This window comes from Nocardia abscessus NBRC 100374, assembly GCF_000308455.1.
Lineage (GTDB): Bacteria > Actinomycetota > Actinomycetes > Mycobacteriales > Mycobacteriaceae > Nocardia > Nocardia abscessus.
In genome coordinates this window covers 57,325-72,416 of the sequence record NZ_BAFP01000049.1, presented here as the reverse complement: position 1 = coordinate 72,416, position 15,092 = coordinate 57,325, and the positions used below count along the sequence as shown (strand labels likewise).

17 protein-coding genes are annotated in these 15,092 nt (G+C 70.9%); 3 read left to right on the top strand and 14 right to left on the bottom strand.

Features of this window, described 5'->3' with window-relative positions; genetic code table 11:
* The 5 genes from ON19_RS10415 to ON19_RS10395 form a co-directional block, all read right to left on the bottom strand.
* Nucleotides 1–427 (bottom strand): LLM class flavin-dependent oxidoreductase (locus tag ON19_RS10415; RefSeq protein WP_043689529.1); only part of this gene is annotated, 427 nt, incomplete at its 3' end.
* Nucleotides 428–486: 59 nt separating this feature from the next.
* Nucleotides 487–1,260 (bottom strand): imidazole glycerol phosphate synthase subunit HisF, encoded by a 774-nt coding sequence (gene hisF / locus ON19_RS10410; protein ID WP_043689528.1) that lies wholly within the window; start codon nt 1,258–1,260, stop codon nt 487–489.
* 4 nt (nt 1,261–1,264) lie between these two features.
* Nucleotides 1,265–2,080, bottom strand: a complete 816-nt coding sequence (locus ON19_RS10405) for an inositol monophosphatase family protein (protein WP_043689527.1) — start codon at nt 2,078–2,080, stop codon at nt 1,265–1,267.
* Nucleotides 2,077–2,808: a bifunctional 1-(5-phosphoribosyl)-5-((5-phosphoribosylamino)methylideneamino)imidazole-4-carboxamide isomerase/phosphoribosylanthranilate isomerase PriA gene (priA, locus tag ON19_RS10400; protein ID WP_043689526.1), complete on the bottom strand. Its 732-nt coding sequence runs from the start codon at nt 2,806–2,808 to the stop codon at nt 2,077–2,079. The genes ON19_RS10405 and priA overlap by 4 nt, the downstream gene beginning before the upstream one ends.
* A 76-nt stretch (nt 2,809–2,884) precedes the next feature.
* Entirely contained in the window at nt 2,885–3,334 is a 450-nt protein-coding gene (locus ON19_RS10395) for a MarR family winged helix-turn-helix transcriptional regulator (RefSeq protein WP_043689525.1), read from the bottom strand.
* Nucleotides 3,335–3,433: 99 nt separating this feature from the next.
* On the opposite strand from ON19_RS10395, the gene ON19_RS10390 reads away from it, so the two are divergent.
* Entirely contained in the window at nt 3,434–3,940 is a 507-nt protein-coding gene (locus ON19_RS10390) for a nuclear transport factor 2 family protein (protein ID WP_083899269.1), read from the top strand.
* Here ON19_RS10390 and ON19_RS10385 read toward each other — a convergent pair whose 3' ends face one another.
* Nucleotides 3,941–4,177, bottom strand: coding sequence for a hypothetical protein (locus ON19_RS10385; protein WP_174377683.1), 237 nt, complete (start codon nt 4,175–4,177; stop codon nt 3,941–3,943). It abuts the gene before it with no gap.
* 195 nt (nt 4,178–4,372) lie between these two features.
* On the opposite strand from ON19_RS10385, the gene ON19_RS10380 reads away from it, so the two are divergent.
* Nucleotides 4,373–4,834 carry an Rv1363c family protein gene (locus tag ON19_RS10380; protein WP_157229648.1) on the top strand — a complete coding sequence of 154 codons (462 nt, stop codon included), beginning with the start codon at nt 4,373–4,375 and terminating at the stop codon, nt 4,832–4,834.
* Nucleotides 4,835–4,876: 42 nt separating this feature from the next.
* Here ON19_RS10380 and hisH read toward each other — a convergent pair whose 3' ends face one another.
* The 8 genes from hisH to ON19_RS10340 form a co-directional block, all read right to left on the bottom strand.
* Nucleotides 4,877–5,512 (bottom strand): imidazole glycerol phosphate synthase subunit HisH, encoded by a 636-nt coding sequence (gene hisH, locus ON19_RS10375; protein WP_043689522.1) that lies wholly within the window; start codon nt 5,510–5,512, stop codon nt 4,877–4,879.
* On the bottom strand, nt 5,509–6,129 hold the full coding sequence (gene hisB / locus ON19_RS10370) for an imidazoleglycerol-phosphate dehydratase HisB (RefSeq protein WP_174377682.1): 621 nt from the start codon (nt 6,127–6,129) through the stop codon (nt 5,509–5,511). Before hisB ends, hisH begins: the two co-directional genes overlap by 4 nt.
* A 40-nt stretch (nt 6,130–6,169) precedes the next feature.
* Entirely contained in the window at nt 6,170–7,303 is a 1,134-nt protein-coding gene (locus ON19_RS10365; protein WP_043689521.1) for a histidinol-phosphate transaminase, read from the bottom strand.
* Nucleotides 7,300–8,637: a histidinol dehydrogenase gene (gene hisD, locus ON19_RS10360; protein ID WP_043689518.1), complete on the bottom strand. Its 1,338-nt coding sequence runs from the start codon at nt 8,635–8,637 to the stop codon at nt 7,300–7,302. The genes ON19_RS10365 and hisD overlap by 4 nt, the downstream gene beginning before the upstream one ends.
* A 188-nt stretch (nt 8,638–8,825) precedes the next feature.
* Entirely contained in the window at nt 8,826–10,406 is a 1,581-nt protein-coding gene (locus ON19_RS10355; RefSeq protein ID WP_043689516.1) for a serine/threonine-protein kinase, read from the bottom strand.
* 157 nt (nt 10,407–10,563) lie between these two features.
* On the bottom strand, nt 10,564–12,273 hold the full coding sequence (locus ON19_RS10350; RefSeq protein ID WP_051168713.1) for a penicillin-binding transpeptidase domain-containing protein: 1,710 nt from the start codon (nt 12,271–12,273) through the stop codon (nt 10,564–10,566).
* Between the two features lie 89 nt (nt 12,274–12,362).
* Nucleotides 12,363–13,229, bottom strand: coding sequence for an arylamine N-acetyltransferase family protein (locus tag ON19_RS10345; protein WP_043689512.1), 867 nt, complete (start codon nt 13,227–13,229; stop codon nt 12,363–12,365).
* 71 nt (nt 13,230–13,300) lie between these two features.
* Nucleotides 13,301–14,302 carry an alpha/beta hydrolase family protein gene (locus ON19_RS10340; protein ID WP_043689511.1) on the bottom strand — a complete coding sequence of 334 codons (1,002 nt, stop codon included), beginning with the start codon at nt 14,300–14,302 and terminating at the stop codon, nt 13,301–13,303.
* Nucleotides 14,303–14,583: 281 nt separating this feature from the next.
* Here ON19_RS10340 and ON19_RS10335 point away from each other — a divergent pair, with 281 nt between their 5' ends.
* Nucleotides 14,584–15,069, top strand: coding sequence for a TerB family tellurite resistance protein (locus ON19_RS10335; protein WP_063709414.1), 486 nt, complete (start codon nt 14,584–14,586; stop codon nt 15,067–15,069).
* Nucleotides 15,070–15,092: the final 23 nt, after the last annotated feature.

Below are 15,092 nucleotides of genomic sequence, written 5' to 3'. Positions count from 1 at the left end.
GCGTCTCGCCGTGGAAGTCCACCGTGCCGGTGTGCAGCACGGTGCGCAGCGCGGTGAGGAACTCGCGCAGCCGGGTGATCGGCCGGTCGAACGAACCGCCGAACGCCGGTTCGGCGAAGGATTTCGCGCCGAGCCCGAGCCCGAGGGTGAACCGGCCGCCGGTGGCCGCCTGCGCGGTCTGCGCCTGACCGGAGATCAACAGCGGATGACGCGCCGTGATCGGCACCGCAGAGGTGCCGACCGCGAGTTCGGGCACCGCGCGGCCGACGATTCCGGCCAGCGCGATGGCGTCGTGGCTGAACGTCTGGCCGAACCACAGTGACGACACTCCGGCGGCGGCCGCCGACTCGCCCAGCGACACCGCCGCGTCCACGGCGTTGTCCGTGGCGTCGAGGGCGAACGGGGACAGCGCGATTCCGATGCTCATGCCCGAAGCAACCGCGCCGGTCCGGTCCGCCTTCCAGCTCGGCGGATTCCCGCCAGTCGTTACCGGATGACGATCTTCTCCGCCCGCATCGAATCCTTGACCTGGCCGATGGTGAGGTCACCGAAGTGGAACACGCTGGCCGCGAGCACCGCATCGGCGCCCGCGTGCACAGCCGGAGCGAAGTGCTCCACCGCGCCCGCTCCCCCGCTGGCGATCACCGGAACCGTGACGGCCGCTCGCACGGCACGGATCATCGGCAGGTCGAAACCGGCTTTGGTGCCGTCGGCGTCCATCGAATTCAGCAGGATCTCGCCGACCCCGAGTTCGGCGCCGCGCACCGCCCATTCGACGGCGTCGATGCCGGTGCCGCGTTTGCCGCCGTGCGTGGTCACCTCCCAGCCGGAGGTGGTGTCCGGCTGCCCGTTCGGGACGGTGCGCGCGTCCACCGACAGCACGATGCACTGGGAGCCGAATCGCTCGGACATCTCGCGCAGCACCTCCGGCCGCGCGATCGCGGCGGTGTTCACCGAGACCTTGTCCGCGCCCGCGCGCAGCAGGCGGTCCACGTCCTCGACGGTGCGCACTCCGCCGCCCACGGTGAGCGGGATGAAGATCTGCTCGGCGGTTCGGGTCACCACGTCGATCATGGTGCCGCGGTCGCCGGTGGAGGCGGTCACGTCGAGGAAGGTCAGCTCGTCGGCGCCCTGCGCGTCGTAGAGGGCGGCCAGTTCGACGGGATCACCCGCGTCGCGCAGGTTTTCGAAGTTGACGCCCTTGACCACCCGCCCCGCGTCGACGTCCAGACACGGGATCACTCGTACGGCCAACGTCATTGCCTCACCCTTCCTCCGCGGCCGCCGGATCGGCGACCGCGCAGATCATGTCGAGCAGTTCTTCGTGCACGCCGGGCGCGGCCGCGAGCACGGAGCCGGAGGTGATGGTCCACGGCCGGCCCACCAGGTCGGTGACCACCCCGCCCGCCGCGCGCACCAGGGCGACGCCCGCCGCGTTGTCCCAGGGATGGTGCCCGAACACGATCGTGCCGCCGAGCACACCGGACGCGGTGAACGCCAGGTCGATGCCGGTCGAGCCGTGCATGCGCACCCGGGAGGACAACCTGCTCAACGGGCCGAGCAGGTCGAAGCGGAATTGTCCGGGGATGCGGCCGTTCGAGTCGACGTTGAACGTGCCGAAGCCGATCATGGCCTCGGCGAGCTTGCCGTGCGGCAGCGGCGGCAGCGGCTTGCCGTCCAGCAGCACCGGGCCTCCGGCCATGGCGGCGTAGCGGCGGCCGAGCAGCGGCAGCCAGGTCAGGCCGAGCACCGGTTCCCCGTCGCGCACCAGCGCGAGCAGCATGCCCGAGAGCGGATGCCCGGACGAGTAATTGAAGGTGCCGTCGATCGGGTCGAGCACCCACGCGGTGCCGGAGGTGAGCTGCGGGCCGCCGAACTCCTCACCGTGTACCTCGATGCCGGTGCGCCGCCGCAACTCGGCGGAGACGGTGCGCTCCAGTTCCAGATCCAGCTCGGTGGCGAAATCGTTGCGGCCCTTGGTGACCGCGCTCGGCGCGCCGATGCCCTCGATGAACCGAGAGTTTACCGAGTCCAGGACCTCGCTCGCCTCCGCGAGCAGTCTCGACAGGTCCTGGGTCATCTCACCGCGGCCAGCGCCTCGGGCAGGGTGAACCGGCCCGCGTAGAGCGCCTTGCCGACGATCGACCCCTCGACGCCGTCCGGCACGAGTTCGGCGATCGCGACCAGGTCGGCGATGGTGGACACGCCGCCGGAGGCGATGACCGGGGCGTCGGTGGCCGCGCAGACCTCACGCAGCAGGTCGAGGTTCGGGCCGGTGAGCGTGCCGTCCTTGGTCACGTCGGTCACCACGTATCGCGAGCAGCCGTCGCGTTCCAGGCGCTCGAGTACCTCCCACAGGTCGCCGCCGTCGCTGACCCAGCCGCGGCCGCGCAGCCGGTACTCGCCGTCGATGATGCGCACGTCCAGGCCTACGGCGATGCGCTCGCCGTGCCGGGCGATGGCCTTCGCGCACCACACCGGGTCCTCCAGCGCGGCGGTGCCGAGGTTGACCCGGGCGCAGCCGGTGGCCAGGGCCGCCTCCAGGCTCTCGTCGTCGCGAATGCCGCCGGACAGTTCCACCTTGACGTCGAGCTCGCCGACGACGCCCGCGAGCAGCTCCCGATTCGAGCCGCGCCCGAAGGCGGCGTCCAGGTCGACCAGATGCACCCATTCCGCGCCGGCTTCCTGCCAGGCCAGCGCCGCCTCGCGAGGCGAGCCGTAGCTGGTTTCGCTTCCGGCCTCTCCTTGCACGAGGCGCACGGCCTCTCCGTTGGCGACATCGACGGCGGGTAGCAGCACAAGACTCACGAGAGCAGCCTAGTGGTTACCCGGTCGCGTCCGGGTGCAGGGCCTGGGCGAATGGGACCTCGATCACCGGCGCGGGTCAGCCGCGGTGGGCGTCCAGGATGCGGGTCAGCAGGGTGACCAGGGTGCGCCGGTCCCCTTCGGAGAAGCCGGCGAGCAACTCGTCCTGGGCGACCGCCAGGCGCGCGTCGAGCTCGTCCAGGTGCCGGGCGCCCGCGGCGGTGAGGGTGACGATGTTGCGGCGCCGGTCGGCGGGATCGGAGCTGCGCTCGACCAAGCCGCGAGCGGCGAGATCGTTCACCGCCGCGACCACGTCACTGCGGTCGATGCGGGTGCGCCTGCCCAGCTCCGCCTGGCTGGCCGGACCGAACTCCCCGAGCGTGGCCAGCAGCGCGTAGTGGTGACGCCGGGAGCCGGTGGGCTCCAGTGCCCGCTCGGTCGCCCGATTCGCCACCAGCGCGACCTGATTGACCAGCCTGGTGGGCAGGACCCGGAGCCGTCCCGCGGCGTCTTCGTGCGCGATGTCCATGCGGCCACCCTAACAAGACTTGTTGGCGTCCCCCACGGTTTGGTACGTTGGTAACGCCAACGTTGGACTAGCCAACGTTCTCCTCGAGAGGCTGCTTTGATGCGCAACATTCGCTCGGTCCTCCCCTTGCTTGCCCTCCCCTTGGCCGCCCTGACCGCCGCCTCCGCGACCCCTGCGCCAGAGGTGCGCGAGCTGCTGGACCGCCAGCAGATCACCGCCCTGGTCGACCGCCTCGGCCGAGCCTTGGACGAGGGCCGCTTCGACGACCTTCGGGCGATCTACACCTCGGACGCGACCGCGAAGACCCCCGGCGGCACGGCCGAGGGCCGCGACGCGCTGATCGCACAGGCGAGCCGAAACCACAGCGACGACAAACGAATCCAGCACCTCATCGGCAATGTGCTGATCGACCTGCGCGGCGACGCGGCCGATGTCCGGGCCAACCTGATCGCCACCTTCGCGCCCGCCTCCTCCGACGGGACGATTCCGCAGCCGCGATTCACCCTCGGCGAGATCTACCGCTTCGACGCGGTGCGCACCGGAGAAGGCTGGCGCCTGTCCCGGGTGCAGACCACCCCGGTCTGGTCCACCGGCACCCGGCCGTGATCAGCGGGTGGCGAGCACGCGTGCGCGGTAGCACGCCAGAGCGGCGAGCACCGCGCACAGTGCCGTCACCGCGGCGGCCGCGATCCGCAGACCCTGTCCGATCTGGAACTCCGTCGCCGCGCGTTCGATCTCGGCGAGCGTGTGCGCGTGCCGGTCGTCGAACAGGATCGACGCGCGTGGCCACAAATAGAGGATGGAGGCGCCGGGTGCGCCGCAATCTGCCCTGAGATCGACCACTCGCTCTCCGTAGCGAGCGCGGTGCTACGTCGCCTGCCCGAACTGGAGCGCGGCGGATGCTCGAGCCGCGAAACCGGCGGCAGCTCCGAGGTGGAACCCGTCGCGAGATCGCCGCGGCACTGGCGGCGCGGGCGGTATCGTCTCCGCTCGGCGATCACCCCCGGTCGCCGCTTCCACCTCGCACCGAGGAAGTGCATGTCACGATCCACAATCGCTGCTGCCCTGTCGCTTTCGGCAGCAGCCTGCTCCGCGGCCTTCGTCGCCGCACCCGCCGCCACCGCCGCCCCGCCCGAGGACGCGCGCCTGGCGGGATGTGAATTCGGCTCCGCCGCGGCGACATACGACTACGCGCGGTTCGGCGAGCACGCGCGCCGGATGCTCGACCTCAGCACCGGAGAGTTCCGCGCCGAGTTCGAGAACTTCCGAAGCAATATCCAGTCGAGCGCGGAGGCCGCGCACATCCGCGCCGAGGCCAACTCGGCCGACTGCCGCGTCGTCTCCGGCGACGACAACCGGGCCGAGGTGGACGTCGACGTGGTCCGGACGGTGACCAGCGACGAAACCGACGGTCTCCCGCAGACCAGCCGCATGGCCATGACCGTGACGGTGGACAACGTCGACGGACGCTGGCTGGTCAGCAAGGTTCGCTCGCGCTGACCCGGCAGGATCCCGCGCGCCCCCGGTGCGCGGGATTCGCCCCTACAGTGAGTTCACCCAGTTGCGCAGCAGGTGCGCGCCCGCGTCGCCGGACTTCTCCGGATGGAACTGCGTCGCCGACAGCGCGCCGTTCTCCACCGCCGCGAGGAACGGCACCCCGTGCTCGGCCCAGGTCAACTTGGGCGCCGCGAAGTGCTCACTGGGCGGCAGATCCCAAGCCTGTGCGGCATAGGAGTGCACGAAGTACAAGCGGGTGCCGGTGTCGAGGCCCGCGAACAGGACGCTGTCGGACGGAGCGGAGACGGTGTTCCAGCCCATGTGCGGCAGCACCGGCGCGGACAGCCGCTCGACCGTGCCGGGCCATTCGGCGCACCCGTCGGTCTCCTCGCCGAACTCGACGCCCCGCTCGAACAGGATCTGCATGCCCACGCAGATGCCGAGCACCGGGCGCCCACCGGCCAGCCGCTGACCGATCAGGCGCTCGCCGCGCACCCCGCGCAAACCCGCCATGCAGGCGGCGAAAGCCCCGACGCCCGGCACGACCAGACCATCGGCAGCCAGCACGACCTCCGGGTCGGCGGTCACCTCGACGCGCGCGCCCGCCCTCGCCAGCGCCCGTTCGGCCGAGTGCAGGTTGCCCGAGCCGTAGTCCAGCAGCGCCACGGATTTCGCGGTCACAGCGTTCCCTTCGTCGACGGGACACCGCTCACCCGCGGGTCGGGTTCCACCGCGGCGCGCAGCGCGCGCGCCACCGCCTTGAATTCGGCCTCGGTGACGTGGTGCTGATCGCGGCCGTAGAGCACCCGGACGTGCAGGGCGATGCGGGCGTTCAGCGCGATCGACTCGAATACGTGGCGGTTGAGCACGGTGGAATACGGCGCACCGGGACCGGAGCCGGGGATCACCGTGTGGACCAGGTGATCCGGCTCGCCGGTGTGCACGCAGTAGGGGCGGCCGGACACGTCGACCGCGGCGTGCGCCAGCGTCTCGTCCATCGGAATGTAGGCGTCGCCGAACCGGCGGATGCCCGTCTTGTCGCCCAGCGCCTTGCCGAGTGCCTGACCGAACACGATCGCGGTGTCCTCGACGGTGTGGTGCGCCTCGATCTCGATGTCACCCTCCGCGCGCACGGTCAGGTCGAAGCTGGCGTGCGCGCCGAGCGCGGTCAGCATGTGGTCGTAGAACGGCACGCCGGTGGCGATCTCGGTCTTACCGGTGCCGTCCAGATCCAGCTCCACGAGGATGCTGGATTCCTTGGTGACCCGCTCCACCCGGGCGGTCCTGCTCATGCTCATGTCCAATCGGGGTTGTCGCCGAGGGCTTCCCGGCGCTGGTTCATCGCGGTGCGCGGTCGGTGCCGGCCAGCAGGCCGCTGACCCGCAGCAGTTCGTCGTTCTCGGCGGCGAGGCCGATGGTGGTGCGCAGATAGCCGGGGATGCCGACGTCGCGGATCAGCACGCCGTGATCGAGATAGCGCTGCCAGGTGCGCGCGGCGTCGGCGAAACGGCCGAACAGCAGGAAGTTGGCGTCGCTGGGGATCACGTCGTAACCCTGCTCCCGCAGCGCCGCCGCCACCCGGTCGCGCTGCGCGGCCAGTTCGGCGACGCTGCCGAGGGTCTCGTCGGCATGCCGCAGGGCGGCGCGGGCGGCGACCTGGGTAACCACCGAGAGGTGGTAGGGCAGCCGCACCAGCAGCATCGCCTCGATCACCGCGGGCGCGGCGACCAGGTAGCCGAGCCGACCGCCCGCGAACGCGAACGCCTTGCTCATCGTCCTGGTCACCACGAGTTTCGCCGGAAACTGCGCGATCAGCCCGATGGCGCTGGGCTGTGCCGAGAACTCGCCGTAGGCCTCGTCCACCACCACGATGCCGGGCGCGGCGGCGAGGATGCGCGCCAGATCCTGCTGCGGGATGCTGTGCCCGGTGGGGTTGTTCGGACTGGTCACGAACACCACGTCGGGCCTGCGCTCGGCGATGGCGACCAGTGCGTGGTCGATGTCGAGGGAGAAGTCGGCGCTGCGCTTGGCCTCGATCCACTCGGTGTCGATGCCCTCGGAGATGATCGGGTGCATCGAGTAGGAGGGCACGAAACCCAGTGCGCTGCGGCCCGGTCCGCCGAAGGCCTGCAACAGCTGCTGCAGGATCTCGTTGGAGCCGTTGGCCGCCCAGACATTGCCGGTGTCCAGCGCGATGCCGGTCTGCGCGGTGAGATACCGCGCCAGATCGGTGCGCAGCGCGACGGCGTCGCGGTCGGGGTAGCGGTGCAGGTCGGCGGCGGCGGCGCGGATCGACTCGGCCACATCGTCGATCAGCGCCCGGCTCGGCGGGTGCGGGTTCTCGTTCGTGTTCAGCTGCACGGGAACCGTCAATTGTGGTGCGCCGTAGGGCTTCTTGCCCCGCAGGTTCTCCCGCAGCGGCAGTTCGTCCAGGGTCAGCTCGGCGCCGGGCGCGCTCACCGCGCGCGTCACGACAGCGCCTCGAAACGCGCCTGCACGGCCTGGCCGTGCGCGGGCAGGTCTTCCGCGTTCGCCAGCGCCACCACGTGGCCCGCGACGTCCTTCAGCGCCGCTTCGGTGTACTCCACGACGTGGATCCCGCGCAGGAAGGTTTGCACGCTCAGCCCCGAGGAGTGCCGTGCGCACCCCGCGGTCGGCAGCACGTGGTTGGAGCCCGCGCAGTAGTCACCCAGGCTGACCGGCGCGTACGCGCCGACGAACACCGCTCCGGCGCTGCGCACCCGGGCCGCGACCGCGGGCGCGTCCGTGGTCTGGATCTCCAGGTGTTCGGCGGCGTAGGCATTCACCACGCGCAGGCCCTGCTCGATGTCGTCGACCAAGACGGTGCCGGACTGCTTGCCGCGCAGCGCCTCGCTCACCCGGTGGGCGTGCTTGACCACGGTCAGCTGCGCGGTCAGCGCCGCGTCCACCGCGTCGGCCAGCTGCGCGCTGTCGGTGACCAGCACGCTGGCGGCCAGCACGTCGTGCTCGGCCTGGCTGATCAGGTCGGCGGCGACGTGCACCGGATCGGCGGTCGCGTCGGCGAGGATGGCGATCTCGGTGGGGCCCGCCTCGGCGTCGATGCCGACCAGGCCGCGGCACAGCCGCTTCGCCGCGGTGACGTAGATGTTGCCCGGCCCGGTGATCAGGTCGACCGGCTCCAGCTGCGCGCCGTCGGTGTCGACGCCGCCGTAGGACAGCAGCGCGACACCCTGAGCGCCGCCGACCGCCCACACTTCGTCGACGCCGAGCAGCTGCGCGGCGGCGAGGATGGTGGGGTGCGGCAGCCCGCCGAACTGCGCCTGCGGCGGCGAGGCCACCACCAGCGAGCCGACGCCCGCGGTCTGCGCAGGCACCACGTTCATCACGACGCTGGACGGGTAGACGGCGTTTCCGCCCGGCACATACAGGCCGACCCGCTCGACGGGCACCCAGCGCTCGGTGACGGTGCCGCCCGGCACCACCTCGGTGGTCTTGTCGGTGCGCCGCTGATCGGCGTGCACCTTGCGCGCCCGGGCGATGGACTCCTCCAGCGCCGCGCGGACCGCCGGGTCCAGCCGCTCCAGCGCGGCTTCCAGCTCGGCCGCGGGCACCCGCACCGTCGGCGGGATCACTCCGTCGAAGCGCTCGCTGAACTCGAGGGCCGCCGACACACCCTGATCGCGGATCGCCTCCACCACCGGACGCACCTGATGCAGCACCGAGTCCACGTCGACTCCCCCACGCGGCAGCGCGGCGCGCAGCTCGGCGACGGAGGGAGTACGACCGCGCAGATCGACGCGGGCGAGCTCGATGCGGGTTGTCATGTGGTGTCGGTCCTTGTCTCCAGCGGATTCCGCAACAGGAAAGTTGCAGCTACCAGCCTAATGGGCCGACGCCAACCGTTATCCGCGTGGTCCGGGGCGGCGAGATCTATCGCGGCTTCATGCCACCACAGCGAACCCGGGCGTTCGGCAGCCGCTTCCGGCTGCACCTCGGAATTCGGACGCCGGCGTCAGTGCGTGTCGCTGTCGATCAGCACAGATCCGTTGCCGGGGTTGATCACCCGAAGCGTCACGGACTTGTTCTGGCCGCCATAGGTCACACTGGCCACATTGACGTCCACCGAACCGTCCGCGTTGGTACCGCTACCGCCACCGGCCGTGTCGACGGTGTTGAAGCCCGTGACCCGATTCTGCGTCCAGTAGGTCTCGAAGGCTTGCTGACTGCCGTACACCTGCTGGGCTGCGGGGGTCAGCTGTTTCCACGCGGAGGAGAAGCTCGAGTACGTCAGATTGTTGAAGAAGTCCACCACGTAATCGATGGATTGCCGTGGGTCGGCCTTGCCGACGCTCTTCGTCTCCCCCACCGGGGCCGCGGCGGACGTCGTGTTGCCGCCTGGACGGGTCGAGGAGACCACCGACGACGTACTGTCCTGCGCTGCGTTGGTGGTCGAACCCGACGAACTCAGCATGTTCACCAGGATTGCTCCGGCCACCACGACCGCGCCGATCAGCGCACCGATCAGCACCGCGCGCCGGTTCCCTCCCGACCCTCGCGTCGGCGTCGGGCGCGGCTGCGCCATGGTTCGGGGATGCGCCGCGGTGTCCGGATGGGAATTGGCCGGCCGCGCGGGCGCGGGACGGGGGCGCGGCTGGCGCTCGGTGGGCGTGTAGGGCGCCGACGCCATCGCCGACGGCCGCAGTGTGCGGGTCGCCGATTCGGAGTCGCCCGCTCTCGGCCGCGCGAACGCTTCGCTGGCAGGCACGAACCCGACGGAAACCGGCGCGGGACCGGCGTCGGCGAACGCGGCGAGGTGGTCGCGCGCCGCCCGCATGCTCGGGCGCTCGGACGGCTCCGGGCTGAGCAGGTCGAGCAGGAAATCCGTCGCGGGGCCCGCGTTGCGCGGTTCGCTCAGCTGGCCATTGGCGGCGGCGTAGAGCACCGCGAGCGGATTGGAACCGGCGCCGTAGGGCGGTTCGCCCTCCAGCGCGTGGAACAGTGTCGCGCCCAGCGCGAACACGTCGGACGCCGGAGTGGGATCGGAGCCGCGGGCGACCTCGGGCGCGAGATAGGCGGCGGTGCCGCAGATCAGTCCGGTCTCGGTGAGCGTGACGTCGCCGGTCGCGCGGGAGATGCCGAAGTCGGTGATCTTCACCGTCCCGTGATCATCGAGCAGGATGTTGCCCGGTTTCACGTCACGGTGCACGATGCCCGCCTGGTGCGCGGCGATCAGCGCCGAGGCGACCTGCTCGCCGATCCGCGCGACCTGGGTCAGCGGCAAGGTGCCCTGGGCGCCGATCACCGCGGCCAGGCTCTTGGACTTCAGGTACTCCATCACCAGGCAGGGATCGCCCTCGTGCTCGGTGATGTCGAACACGACGATCGCGTTCGGATGCTGGAAGCGGGCGGCGTTGCGGGCCTCCCGGATCGCGCGTTGGCGCACCACGACGCGTTCGGCCTCGGGCAAGCTCGGTTGGATGTGGATCTGCTTGACGGCCACGGAGCGCTGGAGGCGTTCGTCGACGGCACGCCAGACCACGCCCGTGCCGCCGCTACCAATCCGCTCGACCAGGCGGTAATGCTCCGCGATCAACTGACCGGTATCGATGGCGCCTACTCCGAACCTTCTCGAAATCGTGACATCCCGCATATTGATTACTCACGCGGTCCCGGGGATGAGTGTAGCGGGCTCCTGGCGGCTCGCACGCGCCAGCCGGGCCATGCCGCGGGCCCGAATCGCCCGAAACGGACTATTCGCGGGCGCGCAGCATCCGGCCCGCGGCGTCCACGGCGGGCGCCGAACTGCTCGCATCGCTGATGAACACGGCAAATGCCAGGTCGCCGTCGATACCGACGAACCAGCCGTGTGCGTGAGTGTCATCGATGTACTCCGCGGTGCCGGTCTTGCCGAGCAGGCCGGGAATGTCGCGCAGTTGCGTCGCGGTGCCGTCGGTGATCGTTTCGCGCATCATGGCTTTCAGCTGGTCGAGGACCTGCGGCGGCAATCCGTCCGGAGTGCGGTCCGGGGCGCCCGGCTTGCCTGCGACGAGGGTGGGCGCGGGCGCGGCGCCACGAGCGATGGACGCGGCGACCATGGCCATGCCGAACGGCGACGCTGTCACCTGCCCTTGACCGATCGCCGACTCCACCCGCAGCGCGGAGGTGCCTGCCGGTGGCACCTTTCCGGTGACGGTGGTCAGGCCCGGTGTGACGTAGTCGATCCCGAGGCCCAGTTGTGCGGCCGCTTTCGTCAGCGCGTCGGCGGGCAATTGCACGGCCAGCGAGCCCATGGTGGTGTTGCAGGAGCGGGCGAACGCGGTGTGCAGCGGCACCGAGCCCAGATCGAAGTTGTTGTCGTTGGGGATGCGGCGGCCCTCGATGTTCGCGGTGCCGGGGCAGGGCAGCACGGTGTCGGGCGTCACCGTTCCCGCCTGTAGCGCGGCGGAGACGGTGACCGTCTTGAACGTCGACCCCGGCGGGTAGAGCCCGGTCAGCGCGATCGGGCCCTGCGCGTCGGCGGCGGCGTTCTGCGCGATCGCGACGACCTCGCCGGTCGACGGCCGCAGGGCGACGATCGCGGCGGGCTGGGCGACCGGGACCAGGGCGGCCTCCGCGGCGCGCTGCAAGCCGAGGTCGAGCGTGGTCGCGATGTCCGCGGTGGGCGTCGGGTCCGTCCCCGCGACGCGCTGGGTGCCCTCCGGCGTCTGGGCGCGCACCGCCCACCCCGCGTTCGCGTCGGCGGACTCCTGCCACAGCTCGGCCAGTCCGGACAGGGTCGGTGCGGCCAGCGTCTTGTCGGTCGTCAGCAGGCGGGTCTGCGGGGCGAGGACGACGCCGGGCAGCGCGGTCAGACGATCTCGGACCGGGGCGAGATCGCTCTCGCGCAGGGTGATGGCGGTGATCGATTTCCCTTGTGCCCCGGTCAATTCCGCTTGCAGCGACGGCGCGGTGAGTCCGGGTGCGAGCGGGCCGAGCAGGTCCGCGACGGCGGAGAGGTCGGCGCCGGGGCCGACATTCACCAGCGTGACGATCTGCTCGGTCATCAGTTCGCCACCGGTGGAATCGAGGATGCGGGCCGGTTTCGGATAGACCCTGCCGTAGCTCAACGGCCCCGCGGCCAGCCCGGGGGCGACCGTGGCGGGGTCCCACTTCACCCGCCACCCCGACCCGTCGTCGCGCGCGGCGCCGTTGGTGGTGTAGGTCCACTCGGACTTGCCGTCGCCGCCCAGCTTCCAGGTGGCCGCGAGCGCGAAACCGTTCTCGTCGGCCGAGCGGACCTCGAAGCGCACGTCCTTGCCGAGCCCTTCGTAGAGCGCGCCGAGGGTGTCCGCGGCCAGGGCCGGGTTGTCGGTGAGCGCGGCCGCCGCGGCGACGTCGTCGCGGTTGAGCGCCTCGGCGAACTGTCCGGCGACGGTGTCGGGCTGGTCCGGTCCGGACGAGCAGGCGGCGAGCACGAGCATCGGTGCGGCGAACAGGACGAGGGACTTCCGGTTGGTACGCACGCCGACGACCCTATCGGGCCGGGCGCCGCGCCGAGCGGATCACGAGGTCAGTCGCGCGACCACGGAGCCTCAGCGAGCGCGGCGGCGGCGGCGTCGGTGAGGTCGATGTCGAACACCTCGGTAAGGATCTCGGGCAGCTCGGCGGGTTGCAGCTCCTTCGTGTCGCTCGTGCCGTCGGGGTACTCGGTGACGAACGTGGTGCCGTCCAGCACGTGGTGCACATCAGGGCGGAAGCGCTGCGTGTACGGCCGGGTGGTGAACGGGGAACGCGGCGAGGTCGACACGAAGTGGTTGCCGACCTCATAGTCGATGCGGTACTGCGGATTCAGGGTGAAGCTGTGCCGGTCGACCCACCCGTCGCGGCCGTATTGGTGCAGCACCCACAAGTCGGAGTCCAGCTCACCGCGCGTGCGCTCCAGCCGGAACTTCCATTCGCCCGCGGCGAATTCGCCGGTCTCGGCGGACAGTTCGAACGGCACGAGCGGTCCGGCGCCGAAGCCGACGTCGCACAGCCAGACCCGATCGTCGTCGGCGGTGGTCACGCGCAGCAAAGCGTGGGTGGCGGGCCGCAATGCCGTGCCCGCGCCCATGCTCACGCGCCCGCTGAGGCCCGTGACGCCGAACCCGAGCCGTTCCAGCGCGGCCGCGAACAATCCGACGTTCTCGTAGCAGTAGCCGCCGCGCCGCCGTCGCACGAGTTTGTCCTGCAAGGTCGCCGGATCCAGCGGAATCGACCGGCCCAGGATGATCTCCAGGTTCTCGAACGGGATCTCGGTGGTGTGCGCGCGCACCAGCTCGTGCAGCGTCCGGACGGTGGGGACGCGCTCGCCGTCGAAACCGATCCGGGCCAGATAGGCGTCCAGGTCGAGTTCCGCTCCGTTCCAGTGGTAGGCCGGGTCGGTCGGCTTGCTCATCACGTCCTCGCTTCGTCGTCGGTCTTCTCGGTCAACCGCGCGGGGACACGATCATGTTCCCGCTCGGCGGCTCACGCCGCGCACTTCGCGCCCGGCGGGGCGGGCGGTGCGGTGACGACGCCGTGCGCGACGTCCACGAGGTAGTCGCGGTCCGGGCCGTCGACCGGTTCCGCGCCCAGCAGCAGTCGCTCGACGACGCAGCCGCCCTCGAAGAAGGCCGGTCCGACGCTGTGGTCGCCCGCGACCACCCGCCCGTTCAGGTCGCGCCCGGTGGCGACGGTGTACATCGAGGTGGGCCGTCCCGCGGCGCGCAAGCCCGCACGCATCTCGATGCTGGTGGCGAAGGGCACCACGTCGTCGGCGGTGCCGTGGACGAGAAACGCGCGCCGCAGGTCCATCCGCTCGGCCAGCAGGGCGGGCGAGCGTTCGACGTAGGCGAGCGGACATACTGTGGGCGGGCAACCACCCGCGTCGCGCTCGATCTGCGCGGGCAGTGCCGGATCCACCGCCACCGCGCCCAGCCACATCGTGAAATCGTCGGCGGGACCGTAGTTGTCGACCCAGTAGTCGAACATCCCGCGCGGTCCGTGTGCCACCGCGAGACCGCTGGTGATACCGCCCTGGCTCCACCCCCACAGCACCGTGCGGGCGATCGAGGGGTTGGCGTCCCGGTACCACGCGGTCGCGGCGACGATGTCGCGCCAGCCCGCCCACAGATTCCACTCTCCGGTGCGCCACACGCTGCCGTCGGAGCGCAGGTCCATCGCCAGGATCGGGGTGGCGGTGCGGCGTGCGATCGAGTCGAGGTAACCGGCGAAATCCGCCGACGACCCGTCATGCCCGTGCACCGCGACCACGAGCGCCTGCGCGGTCGCGTCGCCCTGGGCGCACCGATAGGGCTCGTAGACCCGCCCGGTCGCCGTCTCACCGTCCACGGTCAGCGAAACCGGGCGCACCGCCACCCCGGGGACGCACGGCGTTTCCGCCGAAACCTGCGGCGCCACAGTAGTTCCCATTACGAGCACGCCGGTCAGCGCGCAGCACAGTACGAGTACCGAATATGCCCGTCGCATACTCGGATGATGTCACGGCATCACCGTCGTGCGGGTGCTGCGCGAAGCGGGCGTCATTGCCAGTGGCGCTACGGACCGGAACGGCGCAGCCAGGACCGCGTCGACGAACTCGAAGCAGCTTTCCCGGCCTGCTCGACCTGGTACGCGTCTGAACACGCGAGGATCGATCCCGATTTTTGGGGGCAGGACCAGGCGTGCGGGTCCTGTTACGGTCCGGGTATTCATTTCGAGTCCGGACGGCACGGGTCCGCGCGTTCGGACGTCTTCTCATGGAGTCCGCCATGGCCTACGTACCCCGCCTCACCCCCGACGCGACCCTGATCAGCACGCTGGCGCAGAACGCCGCGAGGTGGCGCGAACAACTGCTGGCCGAGCGGAACGCCCTGCGGGGCGGTACTTTTCGCGATGCCGCCGTCGCCTTGTGCGCGCTGGTCGCCATGGGCGACGGCGCAACCGAGGCGGCCGACCGCGCCGCCGTCGCCGAACTCGTCACGGCCGACCCGGTCCTGCGGAACTTCCCGGTCGACGACTTGCGCGCCCTGTTCGAGGACAACTGCAATCGGCTGGCGAACGACCCGGTTCGCGGCTGCGCGCACGTGCTGCGGCAGATCGCCAAGGCCGGGGGCAAGCCGGTCGAAGCGGATGCGGTGGTCCGGATCGGCATCCTGACCGGCAGCGCGTCCGGAGTGTGCGGCCCGGCGGCGGTCGAGGCCGTCCGTGACGCCTGCCGGACGCTGCGCTTGGCGCCGGAGCGCTTCGGCCTCTGAACCCCCGGTCGCGAACGCTACGA